General features: G+C 66.0%; 19 protein-coding genes. 11 read left to right on the forward strand and 8 right to left on the reverse strand.

The genetic code is table 11. The annotated features are described in order from the left end of the window. Positions 1 to 32 precede the first annotated feature (32 nt). From B1756_RS13295 to B1756_RS13305, 3 genes are all read right to left on the reverse strand, one after another. On the reverse strand, positions 33 to 368 hold the full coding sequence (locus tag B1756_RS13295) for a hypothetical protein (RefSeq protein WP_086888980.1): 336 nt from the start codon (positions 366 to 368) through the stop codon (positions 33 to 35). Further along, positions 361 to 1,302 (reverse strand): polyprenyl synthetase family protein, encoded by a 942-nt coding sequence (locus B1756_RS13300; RefSeq protein WP_086888981.1) that lies wholly within the window; start codon positions 1,300 to 1,302, stop codon positions 361 to 363. Before B1756_RS13300 ends, B1756_RS13295 begins: the two co-directional genes overlap by 8 nt. Before the next feature lie 201 nt (positions 1,303 to 1,503). Continuing rightward, positions 1,504 to 1,782: a WNWW family protein gene (locus tag B1756_RS13305; protein ID WP_086890190.1), complete on the reverse strand. Its 279-nt coding sequence runs from the start codon at positions 1,780 to 1,782 to the stop codon at positions 1,504 to 1,506. A 118-nt stretch (positions 1,783 to 1,900) separates the two neighbouring features. On the opposite strand from B1756_RS13305, the gene B1756_RS13310 reads away from it, so the two are divergent. Together B1756_RS13310 and B1756_RS13315 are read left to right on the forward strand one after the other, a co-directional pair. Then, positions 1,901 to 2,311: a 30S ribosomal protein S6e gene (locus B1756_RS13310; RefSeq protein WP_086888982.1), complete on the forward strand. Its 411-nt coding sequence runs from the start codon at positions 1,901 to 1,903 to the stop codon at positions 2,309 to 2,311. Between the two features lie 42 nt (positions 2,312 to 2,353). After that, positions 2,354 to 2,791, forward strand: a complete 438-nt coding sequence (locus B1756_RS13315; protein WP_086888983.1) for a DUF7112 family protein — start codon at positions 2,354 to 2,356, stop codon at positions 2,789 to 2,791. Positions 2,792 to 2,850: 59 nt separating this feature from the next. Here the strand turns inward: B1756_RS13315 and B1756_RS13320 are convergent, their stop codons facing one another. Beyond that, positions 2,851 to 3,354, reverse strand: a complete 504-nt coding sequence (locus tag B1756_RS13320) for a PadR family transcriptional regulator (protein ID WP_086888984.1) — start codon at positions 3,352 to 3,354, stop codon at positions 2,851 to 2,853. Between the two features lie 273 nt (positions 3,355 to 3,627). Here B1756_RS13320 and B1756_RS13325 point away from each other — a divergent pair, with 273 nt between their 5' ends. The 4 genes from B1756_RS13325 to B1756_RS13335 all read left to right on the forward strand — a co-directional run bounded on the left by B1756_RS13325 (position 3,628) and on the right by B1756_RS13335 (position 6,106). Continuing rightward, positions 3,628 to 4,089, forward strand: coding sequence for a DUF5807 family protein (locus tag B1756_RS13325; protein ID WP_086888985.1), 462 nt, complete (start codon positions 3,628 to 3,630; stop codon positions 4,087 to 4,089). A gap of 52 nt (positions 4,090 to 4,141) precedes the next feature. Then, on the forward strand, positions 4,142 to 5,239 hold the full coding sequence (locus B1756_RS13330; protein ID WP_086888986.1) for an FAD-dependent oxidoreductase: 1,098 nt from the start codon (positions 4,142 to 4,144) through the stop codon (positions 5,237 to 5,239). 8 nt (positions 5,240 to 5,247) lie between these two features. Further along, entirely contained in the window at positions 5,248 to 5,373 is a 126-nt protein-coding gene (locus tag B1756_RS20070; protein WP_267128192.1) for a hypothetical protein, read from the forward strand. 94 nt (positions 5,374 to 5,467) lie between these two features. Then, on the forward strand, positions 5,468 to 6,106 hold the full coding sequence (locus tag B1756_RS13335) for a DUF7344 domain-containing protein (RefSeq protein ID WP_086888987.1): 639 nt from the start codon (positions 5,468 to 5,470) through the stop codon (positions 6,104 to 6,106). Between the two features lie 21 nt (positions 6,107 to 6,127). On the opposite strand, the gene B1756_RS13340 is transcribed toward B1756_RS13335, so the two are convergent. From B1756_RS13340 to B1756_RS13350, 3 genes are all read right to left on the reverse strand, one after another. Continuing rightward, a complete protein-coding gene (locus B1756_RS13340; protein WP_086888988.1) occupies positions 6,128 to 7,048 on the reverse strand; it encodes a TIGR03571 family LLM class oxidoreductase in 921 nt (306 codons plus the stop codon). Positions 7,049 to 7,094: 46 nt separating this feature from the next. Continuing rightward, positions 7,095 to 7,961: a hypothetical protein gene (locus B1756_RS13345; protein ID WP_228434370.1), complete on the reverse strand. Its 867-nt coding sequence runs from the start codon at positions 7,959 to 7,961 to the stop codon at positions 7,095 to 7,097. Between the two features lie 104 nt (positions 7,962 to 8,065). Next, positions 8,066 to 10,042 carry an aconitate hydratase gene (locus B1756_RS13350; protein ID WP_086888989.1) on the reverse strand — a complete coding sequence of 659 codons (1,977 nt, stop codon included), beginning with the start codon at positions 10,040 to 10,042 and terminating at the stop codon, positions 8,066 to 8,068. A 234-nt stretch (positions 10,043 to 10,276) separates the two neighbouring features. On the opposite strand from B1756_RS13350, the gene B1756_RS13355 reads away from it, so the two are divergent. From B1756_RS13355 to lysA, 5 genes are all read left to right on the forward strand, one after another. Beyond that, positions 10,277 to 10,759 (forward strand): deoxyuridine 5'-triphosphate nucleotidohydrolase, encoded by a 483-nt coding sequence (locus B1756_RS13355; protein WP_086888990.1) that lies wholly within the window; start codon positions 10,277 to 10,279, stop codon positions 10,757 to 10,759. Positions 10,760 to 10,825: 66 nt separating this feature from the next. Next, on the forward strand, positions 10,826 to 11,380 hold the full coding sequence (locus B1756_RS13360) for a hypothetical protein (protein WP_086888991.1): 555 nt from the start codon (positions 10,826 to 10,828) through the stop codon (positions 11,378 to 11,380). A gap of 80 nt (positions 11,381 to 11,460) precedes the next feature. Beyond that, positions 11,461 to 11,925 carry a copper resistance protein CopD gene (locus B1756_RS13365; protein ID WP_086888992.1) on the forward strand — a complete coding sequence of 155 codons (465 nt, stop codon included), beginning with the start codon at positions 11,461 to 11,463 and terminating at the stop codon, positions 11,923 to 11,925. A gap of 107 nt (positions 11,926 to 12,032) precedes the next feature. After that, entirely contained in the window at positions 12,033 to 12,473 is a 441-nt protein-coding gene (locus B1756_RS13370) for a hypothetical protein (protein ID WP_086888993.1), read from the forward strand. A 143-nt stretch (positions 12,474 to 12,616) separates the two neighbouring features. Beyond that, a complete protein-coding gene (gene lysA, locus B1756_RS13375; protein WP_086888994.1) occupies positions 12,617 to 13,852 on the forward strand; it encodes a diaminopimelate decarboxylase in 1,236 nt (411 codons plus the stop codon). Between the two features lie 24 nt (positions 13,853 to 13,876). Here the strand turns inward: lysA and B1756_RS13380 are convergent, their stop codons facing one another. Next, positions 13,877 to 14,320 (reverse strand): CBS domain-containing protein, encoded by a 444-nt coding sequence (locus tag B1756_RS13380; protein WP_086888995.1) that lies wholly within the window; start codon positions 14,318 to 14,320, stop codon positions 13,877 to 13,879. Positions 14,321 to 14,385: the final 65 nt, after the last annotated feature.

Here is a 14,385-nt window from a genome sequence, read left to right on the forward strand (position 1 = left end):
AGTTGATCGGTTCGTCGTCTCGCCGCGTCCGGTCAGGACCCGTTCGACTGTGTGCTGGTCCCGCCGGACTCGGCTCGGCGCGTCAGTCCGATGAGGTAGACGTCGACCAGACAGACCACCAGAACCGCGAGCGGGACGGCGACGTCGACGTAGTCGACGGCCTCGAACTGCAACGCCGTCACGAAAAACGGCTCGCCGGGCTCGAGTGCACCCGGCAGCGTCCGTGCGCTCAGGAACGCCAGCGCCAGACCATAGAGCACGAACCACGCGCCGCCACGCATCCACCGGCCGAGGTAACAGTGGCCGAGGCCAGCGACGAACACCGTGAGCGGGTACGCCGGCCAGAGCGGGCGACTCGAGTCAGGCATCGTCGTCGACGACGTCGGCGAACGGGATCCGTGTTGCCCGTTCCAGTCGGCTGAGCGGTGATCGACTCATCGGCCTGGAGTCGGTCTTCGACCGTTCGTCGGCGCGGCCGCCCGAGCGCTCGAGCGTCGTGATCGCCTCACGCGCCCGTTCGACGTGCCGCCTGACGGTCGCCGTGTGGGTATCGTCGCGCGGTTTCGAACTCGAGGACGCCTTCGCGTCCCGTTCGACCGCGGCCTCCTCGGGACGACCCGAGAGGACGAGCGCGGCGACGTCGCCGACTGCGTCGCTGGGGGATGGATGGGCAGCGATCGCACCGAGGAGCGACCGTCCGTATCGCTCGAGGGCTTCCCGGGCGTCTTCGGTCGCGCCAGCGGCCGTCGCACCGAGTTCGCTCGCCGTCCCTGCAAGCACGGCGTCGGGCGTACGCGAGTCGGTCGCGTCATCACGTGCGTCCGCAGACTGGACGTGAAACGCGGTCGCGAGCGCCGTCGAGCCTCGGGTGAGAACCTGGTACATGGACGCAGTTCGGCGACTCGAGTCGGTCAGCCCGCCGATCTGGGTGTACGCGGCCGCGTGGAGGTAGTCACTGGCCAGCACGGCCGCGTCGCGGTCGGTCGGTCGACCGTATCGTTCGTCGGCGAGGAGGTCGGCCCTGATCTCGACGTAGCCCTCGAAACAGCCGACGGCGGTGACGAGGTCGGTCGTCGGGTCCGCGGTCGGACTGTCGACCTCCTCGGGGTCGGGGGTGTCGGTTGCGGAGGCACAATCCCCGGCGTCCAGACTCACCTCTCGTGCGACCTGGCAGAGTACCACCGCGAGAGATCGGTCGGGTCTCGGGAGGGCGTCGGTGACGATGTCGCGGACGGCGGGTGACAGGCTGGCAACGGGGTAGTCGGCGGCAGTTCGGTCGAACGTCGGCGTAGGTTCGCTCATGGCAGATTCGAGTGTGGGGACCGGGTCGTGGCGATTCGGGCGCGTCGGCCGCTGGCTCGGGCCGACGCGTCGCCGACGAGCGTCGTCGTCTGACTACTTGGTCAGGTAACCCTAAAAGGAATTTCGTTTCCGGACATTGTCACTATCTTCGTGACGAGACGGACACGAACCACCCGTCCCACGCGCCCGGGTGACAGCCAGTCACTGCTGATACTGTCGAATACCGAACCGCTCGTACCCGCCGTAGGCGACCTCGAGCGAGCCGATCCACCAGTTCCAGCGGTCCGCCGGGGTGCCGTCGGGTGCGTCGGCGAGTTCCGAGAGGACGAACGCGGTCGTCAGCGGCGTCCCGGTGTCGGATTCGTACTGCCCGGAGTCGGCGAGGTCGATTGCTTGTCGAACGACAACCCGTGACTCGGCGCTCGTGCCGCCGAACTCCTGACGGAGGCGAACCTCGAGTCGCTCGGGGTCGATGAACACGAGCGACCGTAGCGCGGGAGTGTACTTGACTCTACGGTGCAAATCACCGATCGCGGTCGGCTCGAACCAGTCGGTGGGAAACGATGTTCTTTTGAGCGGGCACCGTCTTCCGTCGGTCATGGCAAGTTTCACTGTCGTCGTCGGCGACCCCGACTCCGGGTCGTCTTACCAGCTCGAGGCTGACGGACAGGACGCTAACCGCTTCATGGGCAAATCGATCGGCGAGGAAGTCGACGGCGCTGCCGTCGGCCTCGACGGCTACACACTCGAGATCACCGGCGGCTCCGACGACGCCGGCCGACCGCTCAACCCCGACGTCGCAGGATCGAGCCTGACGGAGGTCCTGATGGAAGGTCGCCAGGTCGGATACAAGCCCGAACGCTCCGGTGAGCGCCGCCGCATCACCGTTCGCGGCAGCGAAATCTCCGACGCCGTGGCTCAGATCAACGCCTCGGTCGCCGACGCAGGCAGCGCGTCCATCGAGGACCTGCTGGGCGGCGGTGACGACGGCGAAGACGCAGACGAGTAATCGACCGGTTTTCGACTCCACCCCTTCCACGCTCCCCTGACAATGGCTGACAGAGTCTCCAGTGACCATCCTTCGGTACGGACCGTCAGAGCCACGTGTGCCGGGACCGCGACCGGCGTCCGCCTCGAGTTACCGGCGGACGATCGGGACGCGTTCTCGCTCGAGGAGGTGGTTCGGGTCGTCCTCGACGGTGAGGAGCGATTCGCCCGCGTCGAGCGTGCGCTCACGGACGACCACTATCTGGTTCGCGGGGTGTTCGCCACACCCGACGGTGCGCGCGGCTCCGGCGATCCCGACCTGCTGGCCGACTGGGTCGACGACCACGACGTTCGCGTTGGCGGCTCTGTGCTCGTCGACGTCGTCGAACCGGAGTTTCTCTACGGACTCCGCGAGCCGGGAGCGACCGCCTACTACGACGCCCACGAACCGCCGAGTTCGGGACTACAGGACATCGCACGCGGACTCGAGGACGGATCCTGACCGAGAAGGTGTAAAAATCGGGAGGGACCACTGCGAATCGCACACCGCGCTCGCGTGGGCTACTCGTACTGTTCTAAGAACGCATAGAGGAGTAGCCCGAAGGAGAGGTGCTGCAACATCGTCGTTTCGACCGTTTCCCTGACGGCCTCGCGGTCGTCGATCGAGTACTCCTTCGTTCGAACTTTCGCGTGCATCGAGAGCACGTCCTCGTCCTCGAGGTCGTGGAGACACGGGTAGACCGTCCCCGGGCTCAGTCGTGCGTCGAAGAGCCGCTCGAGGTCCGTCAGGAGCTGATCGCCGTGGGCCTCCTCGTGCATCGCGATGAGCACGAGGAGAACCTCCTCGAGATTGCCCTTCACCAGTGCGTCCTCGAACGCCACCTGCTCGACCGGGAGTGCGTCGGTGACGAACCCGAGCAGTCGCTCGAGGTCGCGGTCGACGTCTTCGACCGATCGGTGTTGCCGACCGAGCGTGGCGTCCTGTGATTCCGACGTGTGGTCCGTCCTCACCGCCCTCGAGAGCTCCTCGAGGACGGACTCGGGTTCGATCGTGTCATCACGCATTGCCGATCACTGTTGGGGGTTCCGCGAGTGGCCCCCACCCTCCGCCGGCGCCCCGCCGACGGCTCCGTTTTCCGTGGCCCACTCACGACTACTCGAACGCTGGCGCTACCACGTAATAAACGACAGGGAGGCTACCGACTCGAAAAATAAAAAATCAACCCAGTGGGACACTCGGAATAACGGACAGGTCACGTCACGAACTGATCCGTCGCGTCGACCGCTGGTGCGAACGCGACCGACGGCCTTTTTCCACCGGGAAGGCAAGCAGATGCAATGACTGCCACCAGCGAGGCGCGTGCTGAGTTTCTGGCGGGCGAGCGACCGGACGACGTCGCGCTCTTTCTCGCGTCGTCGTACGTCTCTGACGACCGGCTCGAATCGTTCGGCGACGCAGTCGATGGGGGCGTCGTGATCGTCGTCGACGGAGAGCGTGGTCGAAACGCCTTCCAGGCAGCGACTGGCGTCGACGCGATGACGTTCGCTCAGACGGCGATGGGGACCGACGGCGAGGTAGCCGCGGATCTGGCCGGCGGGACGTGTCCAGCGGCGTCGACCGACGGCGACGACGACCACGACGTGGCGTTCGTCTTCGCGTTCGCCGAAGCACAGAACGAGGACGTCGGCGGGATCTACGCCGAGGGTGACGTGATTCACGCGTACGCGAGATGTGAATGCGGAACCGCTTACTCCGACCGGTGGAACGCGTCGACGGGCGACCGGCAGGACGCCGACTGAACGCTCCTCCGAGTTGGCAAGTATTTTCGCAAGACCGACCGTACCGGCCCGTATGACTGATCGCTACGACGTCGTCGTCGTCGGTGTGGGGGGGATGGGAACTGCGACCGTCGCCGCACTCGCAGACAGCGGCGTCGACGTCCTCGGACTCGAGCGACGGGACGTTCCACCGGTCACCACGGCGTCCGTAACCGGCCGGACCGCCCCGTTCGTCGCCGACGAGTCCGTTCCCGGCCCGCTGCTCGAGGCGGCGCTGACTCGTTGGGACGCACTCGAGGCCGACCACGACCGGCGATTGCTGTGGCGAACGGGAGCCGTCGCCGCCGGCCCGGACGCAGAATCAGCGATCGCGACGGACGGCGATGACAGCCACGAGGTCGATGTGGAAGAGCGCTATCCGGCCGTAGACCTCCCGGAAGCCTACGAGGCTTCTTCGGTCCCGGTCGGTGGGGTCCTCGATGCCGGAGAGTGCCTGCTGGCCAGCATTACCCGCGCGCTGGGTGCCGGCGCGACGATCCGGGCCCGCGAGCGCGTCGTCGACTGGCGATCGACCGACGACGGCGTCCGCGTCGAGACCGACCACGGCGCGTACGCAGCCGACGCGCTCGTCGTCACCGCTGGCCCGTGGACGGCCGGCCTCATCGACGATCTCGAGGACATCGTCGTGCCGGAGCGATACGTGTTCGCGCAGTTTCACCCGTCGACACCGGAGACGTTTACCCCCGACCAGTTCCCTGTATTCGACATTCGGGCGGACGACGACCAGTACGTCCTCGCGCCCGCTCATCGCGTTCCCGGCCTCGTCGTCGGAAGCCCTCGACCTGCGAATCGAACGGGGCCGCGGGCGACGGACCCGGTCGATCGCGATCCGACGCAGGCCGACGAACGCCGCCTCCGCGACGCCGTCGACCGGTACGTCCCCGACGGACTCGGCCCGACGCTCGGCCTCGAGACCCGGCTCGCCAGCACGACTCCCGACGGCCACCCCGTCGTCGACACGCTCCCCGACCAGCCGAACGTGGCCGTCGCCGCCGGCTTCGACCGGCGAACGTTCGTCCTCGCGAGCGTCGTCGGCGACGCACTCGCCGACCTCGCGATCGACGGCGAGACCGACTACGACCTCGAGCAGTTCTCGCTCGCTCGCTTCTGAGCTGTGTCGTGCAATCGCGTCTCCTCACCGACGTCACGATCACCGTCCGCGAGCACGTACTGGTCGCCGTTGGGACCGGAGACGTGGACCGAACCCACGCCCATCCCGACGGTAGTGAGTGGTCTGAGGTCTGAGACGGTCGCTCGAGCGGGTACGCTCGGTCGAATTGGGTCAGTTGGTTAGCTCAACCGAATGCTTTTATTGAATGGTCTGGTAGTGTTGGATGAAATGGGGGCCACGAAGGCAGAACCTTCCGGGGGAGTGGATCCATCGGTTCCGACGCCCGACGAACCGGGCGATAGAACGGGCGCGGATCCGACGCTGACCGAGGACGAACTCTTCGAGATGCTCTCGAATCAGCGCCGCCGGTACATCCTCCAGGAACTGATTCGACGTGGTGAATCGATCGAAATCGGGGAACTCTCACAGGAGATCGCCGCACACGAAGACGGACTCGCAGTCGAGGACGTGACGAGCAGCGATCGAAAGCGAGTCTACACCGCATTACACCAGTCACACCTCCCGAAGATGGACAACGCTGGCGTCGTCGACTTCGACCGGGACCGGGGGACCGTCGAACCGACGCCCACACTCGAGGACGTCGAAATCTACATGGACGTGGTCCGGGGCCGTGACGTCCCCTGGAGCGATTACTACCTCGGCCTGACCGGTATCGCCGCTCTCGTTCTCGCTCTCTCGGCGCTGGGCCTCGGTCCGTTTGGGGCGATCTCTGCGTACGCGTGGGGGATCTTCGTCGTGGTCTCGTTCGGCGTCTCTGCACTCGCCCACCGGTACTACGCCCGCCGAAACAGACTCGGTATCCGGAAAACACCACGGAGCGCCGACGTCGCCGCACGGAACGGGTGAACGTCCGATTCGGGGCCTCGCCTACAGGTCCGCGAGAATCTCGTCGGCGAACTCCTCGAGTGCACCGGCCCGGTCGTCGCCCTCGAGGCTGACGATGACGTGATCGAGCCCGATCGCGTCGAGACGGTGGAAATACTCGCGGAACCACTCTGCACCCGCGTGGTAGCCGAGGTGCAGCGGTTCCGGCTCGGCCGTCGGATCGTCCGCGAGGCCGACACGAACGGCGATAGCGAACGGTTTCTCGCCGGCGTCAGCCCGCCAGTCGCCGATGTAGGACTCGAGGGTCCGGTCGGGGAGGTGGTAGAACAGCCAGCCGTCGCCGTGGTCGGCGATCCACTCGGTGGTCTGGCGGGAGTGGCCGGTCGGCAACAGCGGAATCGACTCTTCGACGGGCGAGGGGACGACGTCGAGGTCGCCCTCCAGCGTGCCCCACTGCCCCTCGAGTTCGGGGTAGTCCTCGCGCCAGACCGTCCGAAGCGTCTCGACAGCCTCCCTGAAGAGGCGGCTACGCTCGTCACGGTCGACGCCGAACGCGGGGTACTCGGGGTCGCGGTCGCCGGAGGCGATCCCCATCACGAGCCGACCCCCGGAGAGCCGGTCGACGGTCGCGGCGGACTTGGCGACGTGGAGTGGGTGGCGGAGCGTGAGCACGACGCTCGAGGTACCGAGTGCGATCTCGTCGGTGTGGGCGGCGACGTGGGAGAGCCACGGCCAGGTATCGAAGGTCTGGCCGGCGTCGCCGAATTTGGGCCAGTAGGTCGGGACGTCGCGGGCCCAGAGGGCGTCGTAGCCGAGCGATTCGGCGAGCGCGGCGAGCTCGAGTTCGGCCGCGACGTCGGGCGTCGACTCCCGCGTCCCGGTCAGGGGAAAGCCGGTTCCGACGGTCATCCCATCTCCGTCGAACAGTCGCCGGTAGCCGGCGTTCTCGTGTCCGGAAGGCATTCGCTCGAGTTATCGGGCGAATCCACAAGACGCTGTCCGTTCGTCCTCAGAGTGACCGAATCAGGACGTAGGCAACAGCGATGGCGATCAGCGATGCAGCTGTCAGGATCACGTCGAACGCCCACCTGAGGACCCAGTCGCGTGCCCTGGTTCCGGGGGGCCGGACCCCGATTCGATTCGTCACGTCGCGGGCGGCCACGACCACGACGAGGACGGCGAACCCGAAGAGGATCGGCCACACGTCGATTCCGAGGTGTCGCTGGACGACTGCCAGTGGCGCCACGCCGATCAGGACGGGGGTCGCGAACACGCGAAGTACCGGACCGACGGCTCGAGCCCGTGGTCGGGGAGTGGATCCCGGCGTGAGTTCCGGCACGGAGACGCCGGCTGTCCGGAAGGCGTCGGCGACCTCACGCAGTCTGACTCGCGGGACGACGATCGCCTCCGGGTTCGTGAGGTTCAGCGACCGATACTCGAGCTGGCAGACGACGTGGGTGGGGAGGGTAACGAACGCGACGGTGTCGACTCTCTCGAGGTCGACCTCGACCTCGTCAGCGCCCGTAATCGCGGCGAACTGGCTGGTTTCGGGGTCGTCGAACTCGGACGTAAGCCGGAGCGTCCCGGATCGAGGATCGAGTCGGTAGCTCGCGTATTTGAATCCCGGGCTGGAGAACCAGATCACCAGCCACAGACACGCACAGACGACGACGTAGGCGATCGCTGCACGTGAACCGACGACCGGCGTTGCGGCGAGGACGACGATGGGGACGACCACGAAGAGGGTGACCCACGCCCAGGTACCCATTCCGAGGAGGAAACACCCCAGTCGATGTGGCAGTCGACCGAGGCCGTCGAGGCGGCTGTCCCACTCGACTGTTCGCTCGAGCCCGACCGGTCTGCCGTCGGCTGGCATCTGTACGCCGTATGCTGGGCCAGGAGTAATGGGCTTTTTCGTCAGCACTCGAGATCGGGTGAGAAAACGTGGTAATCCGGCCGTGGAGGACGGTCAGTCCACGATCAGTCGTCTGCGGGCGTCGCGCCGGCACCGCCCTCTTCGGCCTGGGCTTTGGTCCAGGCGAGTTTGCCGCCGGCGGCGAGGATGTCGCGTTCGCGCGCGGAGGCGTCGAGCGTAGCGGTGTACTCGTCGTCGCCGTTGACGCGGATGGTGAACTCTTCCTGGCCGGAGGTGACGGCCTCGTGGACGTCGTCGACGATCTCGACCTCGTCGCCCTGGTCGATATCCGCGTAGGTGTCCTCGTCGATCGTCAGCGGGACGATACCGAAGTTGAACAGGTTCGCGCGGTGGATTCGCGCGAAGCTCTGGGCGAGGACGGCCTCGACGCCGAGGTACATCGGACACATCGCGGCGTGCTCGCGCGAAGAGCCCTGGCCGTAGTTCTCGCCGGCGAGCAGGACGCCGCCGTCGGCCGCCTGTGCGCGCTCGGCGAAGGTGTCGTCGACCCGGGAGAGGGTAAACTCTGAGAGCTTCTCGATGTTCGACCGGTACATCAGGATGTCCTGGGTCGCGGGGATGATGTGGTCGGTCGTGATGTTGTCTTCCATCTTGAGGAGGACCTCTCCTTCGACGTCCGAATCGAGGTCCTCACGAAGCGGGACGTCCCCGATGTTCGGCCCCTTGACCAGTTCGTCGTCGACGGCCTCGTCGGGTGTGATGAGGTCGACCTTCGAGGCGTCGTACTCGTCTGGAAGTTCGATACCGGGGTCTTCGAGGTCCTCGAGTTCGTCGGCCAGGTCCCGTGGGTCGACGATTTCGCCGGTGATCGCTGCGGCGGCGGCGACCTCGGGGCTGCAGAGGTAGACGTTGTCGTCTTCGATGCCCGAGCGACCCTCGAAGTTGCGGTTGAAGGTGCGCAGCGAGACCGAGTCAGAAGCGGGAACGTGGCCGATGCCGATACAGGCCCCACAGGTCGCCTCCGAGAAGTTAACGCCCGCGGCCATCATCTCGGCGACCCAGCCCTCGCGGGCGAGGATCTCCGAAGCCTGCTTGGAGCCGGGGGCGACGATCATCTCGGTCGTCGGGTTCACTTCGCGACCCTCGAGCATCTTCGCGGCCGGCAGGATGTCCTCGTAGGCACCGTTCGTACAGGAGCCGACGATGACCTGGTCGACGTCTTCGCCTGCAACCTCGCGGACGGGGACGACGTTGTCGGGCATCGACGGCTGTGCGATCAGCGGTTCGAGGTCGGAGAGGTCGACGACGATCTGGTCGTCGTATTCGGCGTCGTCGTCGGGCTGGAGTTCGACGTACTCCTCTTGGCGGCCGACCCGTTCGAGGTAGTCTTCGGTCTGCTCGTCGGTCGGGAAGATCGAGGAGGTCGCACCGAGTTCCGTCCCCATGTTGGTGATCGTCATCCGCTCGGGCGCGGTGAGGCTCTCGACGCCCGGACCGGTGTACTCGAGGATCTTTCCGACGCCGCCTTTCACGGAGAGACGGCGGAGCATCTCGAGGATGACGTCTTTCGCGGTGGCCCACTCGGGGAGTTCCCCCTCGAGGCGGACTTCGACGATCTCGGGCATCTCGATGTAGTAGGGGGCACCGCCCATGGCGACGGTGACGTCGATCCCGCCGGCACCGATGGCGAGCTGGCCGAGGCCGCCGGGGGTCGGCGTGTGAGAGTCAGAGCCAAGCAGCGTCTTGCCGGGCGCGGCGAAGTTCTCGCGATGGACGTTGTGACAGATGCCGTTGCCCGGCCGGGAGAAGTACGCGCCGTAGGTGCCGGCGGCAGAACGGAGGAAGCGGTGGTCGTCGGTGTTTTTGAAGTCGAATTGATAAGTCTGGTGATCACAGTACTGAGCGGCGATTTCGGTCTGGACCTCGTCCAGCCCCATCGCCTCGAACTGGAGCCAGACCATCGTGCCGGTGGTGTCCTGAGTCAGTACCTGGTCGATTTCGATCCCGATCTCCTCGCCGGTCTCGAGGTCACCGTCGACGAGGTGATCCTCGAGGATCTTCTCCGTGATCGTCTGTCCCATAGCACACGAAACTGGGTCGTCAGTCCTGATAAAACCAGCGCGTGCTCTCGAATGTTATTAATTCAGGTCATCGTACCGGTCGACGCCGAACTCCCCCGTAGATGGCCTGAACCGGTTCTTTCCACCCTGTCGAAAATCGCCTTCTTCAGGAGAGCTGTATTAAAGATTAGTAGCGGACGCGGGGCGGTGCCACCCAAACGATACGCTTTTTTCGGTGCCGTTGCGAGACGCGGTATGTTCCGTTCCGGGGCGTTCGTCGCCGAGTTCGTCTCGCCAGCGACAGACGAGCAGGTTCAGCCCAACGGCGTCGACCTCACCCTCGACGTCGTCTTCGAACAGCTCGAGCCGGGGCGTATCCGGCGCGACGGGAAGGAGATCGGCGACCGGGTCGCCCGCCCGCTCGAGGAACTCGAAGAGAAGTTCCCGGACACCTACTACCTGCCGAAGGGGGTCTACGTCGCTCGCTACGGCGAGCAGATCCAGATTCCCGACGGGCACGTCGGGTTCGTCTACCCGCGATCGTCGCTGATGCGCAACTCCTGTATGCTCAACACGGCCGTCTGGGACGCCGGCTACGAGGGTCGCGGCGAGGGCCTGTTGCAGGTCCACCACGACATCGAGATCGAACGCGGTGCCCGGATCGCCCAACTGGTGTTCGCCGAGGCGAATCACGAGGACGTCTACGACGGGAGCTATCAGGGCGAGAACCTCGAGTGACACGGCTGGAAACGCCCCGTCCCGGATCGCGTATCGTTTTCCCACTCGAGCCCCAACCATCGATCCATGATGGCGACCACCCACGTTTTCGTTGCGCTGGCCGTGGTCGCACCGGTCGCCTCCGCCGTTCCCGAGTTCGCTCCGGCGCTGGCCGCCGGTGCCGTCCTCGGCGGCCTCGCTCCCGACCTCGACCTCATCTTCGAGCATCGACGCACCTTCCACTTCCCGTTACTCGGCGGGGTCGCCACCGGAGCGGTGCTTCCAGCGGCTGCGATCGTTCCCTCGAGTCTCACCGTCGGCATCGCTGCGTTCGTCGCCGCCGGCTGGCTCCACGCCGCGAGCGACGCACTCGGCGGGGGCCCGGAGATGGACCCGTGGACCAGCCCGAGCGACCGTGCGGTGTATGACCACGTGCGCGGACAGTGGATTAGCCCGCGACGGTGGATCCGCTACGACGGGGCTCCGGAAGACGCTGCGCTCGCGGTCTCGCTCGCCGTTCCCGCACTGCTGGTCTTCGACGGGTGGGTGACGACGCTCGTCGTCGCTGGCATCGTCGTCTCCCTCGGGTACGCACTGGTTCGCCGCCGCGTGGTCGCCTGGCTTCCCGACTGGCTCGAATAGACCGCTCGTATTGATAGCCGCACTTGCATATGCCAGCCCGGAGTCGCAACGCTGATACTGCCGCCCTCCACAGTTCGACTATGGTCGACGAGTTCATCGCACGGACGTCTCACCTCATCTTCGCCGCAATCTGGGCGGGGAGCGTCTTCTACGTCGCGTTCGTGGTCCTGCCACTCGCCCGCGACGGTGCGTTCAACTCCACGAAACCACTCGAGGGCATCTCCGGGAAACTGAAGACGATCTCTCGGGCGAGTGCGGTCGTGCTGTTCGTCACCGGCGGCCACCTCGCCGGGACCGGCTACACCGCCGAGGGGCTGATCCAGACGCGAAACGGCCAGCTCGTCATCGCGATGCTCGTCCTCTGGCTGGTGCTGGCCGCACTCGTCGAGGTCGGTGCCAAGCGCTTCGAATCGGGGCTCAACGGCAAGAAGCTTCGCGAACCCGCCAGTGACGCGCTCGGACTGTTCCGCGCCGCAGCGATCGTCGCCATCCTCCTGCTCGTCGTTTCCGGCGCGATCACGTCGGGATTCGCGGCCAGCCTGTAGCGAACTCGTAACTCACCTGTCGATTACCTCAAGCACTGGCCTCTCTTCGACGAGAGCCGTACGTTCTTACGAAAGATACTTAGCCGGTTACTGTAAGGTATGCCACGATGCTCAGGCGGAACGACCTGGCGCTGTCGCTGTTCGTAGTCGGTGCGGCCGCCGCCGCAGGCTACGCTCTCCGGTCTCGATCGTCTCGGGCGCGCGAGGACCGGGACCGCACGACGGCCGACGTCGGCGCGCGGATCGTCGATCGAACCGAAGTTCCCGACGGAGCGATGGTCGTCGACGCAGCCTCGAGACGGCTCGCAGAGATCCCCGGCGCGCGTCGGGCAATCGTCCGTGCCGTTCGCAACGACGCTCGAGACGAGTGGGAACACGTGACGTTAACGCGCGACGGCGCGTGGTCGGTCGTCGACGCCGTCCGGGACTCGTTGCCATACTACGACGGCGACGCCGACGAGATGAACGGGGTCTTCGTCCGGTACGGCGACCGGATCATCGTCCTCGACGCCATCGGCTGGGCGCGACTCGAGCGTCCAGTCTCCTGACGTCTCGTTTTCTGCTCCTGGCTCCAGTTCTGTGGTTCCCAGCTCACGTGGCCGTATCCGTGTCTGTGGTCGTTCCCGTATCGGTAACCCTGGCGGTCTACAGAATCCAAACGCTTGAATCCTCGCGGTCACTTGATCGACCAATGACCGATCTCGAGGAGTCGCCGGCGGTGCGCCGGCTCGACGACTGGAACCTGCCGCGACTCGAGTCGCTGGCCGAGGAGTACGACACGCCGCTGTACGTGATCGACCTCGATCGCGTGAAGGCGAACTACACCCGTTTTGCGGCCGCGTTCCCCGACGCCGAGGTGATGTACGCGGCGAAGGCACACACCGGGAAGGCCGTTCTCGAGGCCGTTCTCGAGGCTGGCGGCGAGATCGAGTGTGCCGCGTGGGGCGAGCTCCAGCGCTCGATCGACGCGGGTGCGGACCCGAACGAACTGCAGTATACGGCCGTCAACCCGCCGGATCACGACCTCGATTACGCGGTCGACCTCGCCGACGAGGCACCGGGGCTGACGATCACGATCGGCGCGACCGACACGCTCGACCGGCTGGCCGAACGGGGCTACGACGGTCGAATCGCCATCCGGATCAACCCCGGTATCGGCACGGGCCACCACGAGAAGGTCGCCACGGGTGCCGACGCGAAGTTCGGCATCCCCTACGAGCAGGTTCCCGAGGTGGCCGACCGCGTCCGCGAGGAGTTCGACCTCGTCGGTCTGCACGCCCACGCCGGCAGCGGCGTCCTCACCGATGGACTCGAGGAACACTGCCGGGCGATCGAACGCGTCGGCGAGATGGCCCGCCGCGTCGGCGACGCGGACCTCGAGTTCGTCGACGTCGGCGGCGGCTACGGCGTTCCCTACCGCGAGGACGAAGCGCCACTCGACCTCGAGAAGACCTCGGAGATGGTCCGTGAGGCCGTTGGCGACCTCGAGGCGACACTCAAACTCGAGCCCGGCCGGTACGTCGTCGCCGATGCGGGGCTCATCCTCACCGAGGTGAACACGATCAAGGAAGCTCCCGACGCGACCGTCGTCGGTGTCGACGCCAGCCTCGCGACGCTCATCCGCCCGGCGATGTTCGGCTCCTACCACCCCATGCTGAACGTCACCGCGCCCGATCGCGAGTCGATCGAGGCGACCGTCGGCGGGCCGGTCTGTACCAGCGCCGACGTCTTCGCCCACGACCGCCCGCTCGCTCGCCCGGAGCGTTGCGACATCGTCGCGATCGGCAACGCCGGCTCCTACGGCTACGAACTCGCGAGCCAGTTCCACTCCCAGCCCCGGCCCGCCGAGGTCGCCCTCGAGGACGGCGAGGATCGCGTCGTCCGTCGGCGAGAGACGCTCGAGGACGTCACACGCGTCGAACAGTAAGCGTTCCGTGACGTTCTGTTCCCGTCACTCGCCAGCCCAGTCGGGGGTTCGATCGATTCGTCGCCGCTCGAGATGGCGAATTTCGGTACTGATCTCGTCGAAGTGTCTGACGACGTCACCCATCGTCACGATGGCGACGATAGAGAGGCCGTCGACGACCACGAGTTTCTTGACGCCTTCCGTTTCCATCCGAGCGATGGTTTCCCTGATCGTTCGCGAATCGTCGATCGTCACGAGCGGATGACTGGCGACTGCTCGAGTCGAGATTGCTGTGAGCGGGTCGCCGGTACTGTAGGCAGCGCCGATCACGTCAGTCTCGGTGACGATCCCGGACGGGTTCCCGTCGTCGGTGACGACGACGCTCCCGACCCGGTTTTTCAGCATCGCCGCTGTGACCGTCTCGAGCGTCGTCTCCGCGTCGCAGGTCCCCACGTCAGTCGTCATGACGTCTGCCACACGAAGTCCCATGACACACACTCACACTCGGCGCTCCTCAATCCATCGGCTATGTGAAACGATGAGGTGAGACATTC

Origin of the sequence: Natrarchaeobaculum aegyptiacum (assembly GCF_002156705.1) — an archaeon.
GTDB lineage: Archaea > Halobacteriota > Halobacteria > Halobacteriales > Natrialbaceae > Natrarchaeobaculum > Natrarchaeobaculum aegyptiacum.

Excerpts from the sequence above, each read along its gene's own strand:
- B1756_RS13295 (WP_086888980.1), bottom strand. The coding sequence starts at position 368 with ATGCCTGACTCGAGTCGCCCGCTCTGGCCGGCGTACCCGCTCACGGTG.
- B1756_RS13300 (WP_086888981.1), bottom strand. The coding sequence starts at position 1,302 with ATGAGCGAACCTACGCCGACGTTCGACCGAACTGCCGCCGACTACCCC.
- B1756_RS13310 (WP_086888982.1), top strand. The coding sequence starts at position 1,901 with ATGGCAAGTTTCACTGTCGTCGTCGGCGACCCCGACTCCGGGTCGTCT.
- B1756_RS13315 (WP_086888983.1), top strand. The coding sequence starts at position 2,354 with ATGGCTGACAGAGTCTCCAGTGACCATCCTTCGGTACGGACCGTCAGA.
- B1756_RS13320 (WP_086888984.1), bottom strand. The coding sequence starts at position 3,354 with ATGCGTGATGACACGATCGAACCCGAGTCCGTCCTCGAGGAGCTCTCG.
- B1756_RS13325 (WP_086888985.1), top strand. The coding sequence starts at position 3,628 with ATGACTGCCACCAGCGAGGCGCGTGCTGAGTTTCTGGCGGGCGAGCGA.
- B1756_RS13330 (WP_086888986.1), top strand. The coding sequence starts at position 4,142 with ATGACTGATCGCTACGACGTCGTCGTCGTCGGTGTGGGGGGGATGGGA.
- B1756_RS13335 (WP_086888987.1), top strand. The coding sequence starts at position 5,468 with ATGGGGGCCACGAAGGCAGAACCTTCCGGGGGAGTGGATCCATCGGTT.
- B1756_RS13340 (WP_086888988.1), bottom strand. The coding sequence starts at position 7,048 with ATGCCTTCCGGACACGAGAACGCCGGCTACCGGCGACTGTTCGACGGA.
- B1756_RS13345 (WP_228434370.1), bottom strand. The coding sequence starts at position 7,961 with ATGCCAGCCGACGGCAGACCGGTCGGGCTCGAGCGAACAGTCGAGTGG.
- B1756_RS13350 (WP_086888989.1), bottom strand. The coding sequence starts at position 10,042 with ATGGGACAGACGATCACGGAGAAGATCCTCGAGGATCACCTCGTCGAC.
- B1756_RS13355 (WP_086888990.1), top strand. The coding sequence starts at position 10,277 with ATGTTCCGTTCCGGGGCGTTCGTCGCCGAGTTCGTCTCGCCAGCGACA.
- B1756_RS13360 (WP_086888991.1), top strand. The coding sequence starts at position 10,826 with ATGATGGCGACCACCCACGTTTTCGTTGCGCTGGCCGTGGTCGCACCG.
- B1756_RS13365 (WP_086888992.1), top strand. The coding sequence starts at position 11,461 with ATGGTCGACGAGTTCATCGCACGGACGTCTCACCTCATCTTCGCCGCA.
- B1756_RS13370 (WP_086888993.1), top strand. The coding sequence starts at position 12,033 with ATGCTCAGGCGGAACGACCTGGCGCTGTCGCTGTTCGTAGTCGGTGCG.
- lysA (WP_086888994.1), top strand. The coding sequence starts at position 12,617 with ATGACCGATCTCGAGGAGTCGCCGGCGGTGCGCCGGCTCGACGACTGG.
- B1756_RS13380 (WP_086888995.1), bottom strand. The coding sequence starts at position 14,320 with ATGGGACTTCGTGTGGCAGACGTCATGACGACTGACGTGGGGACCTGC.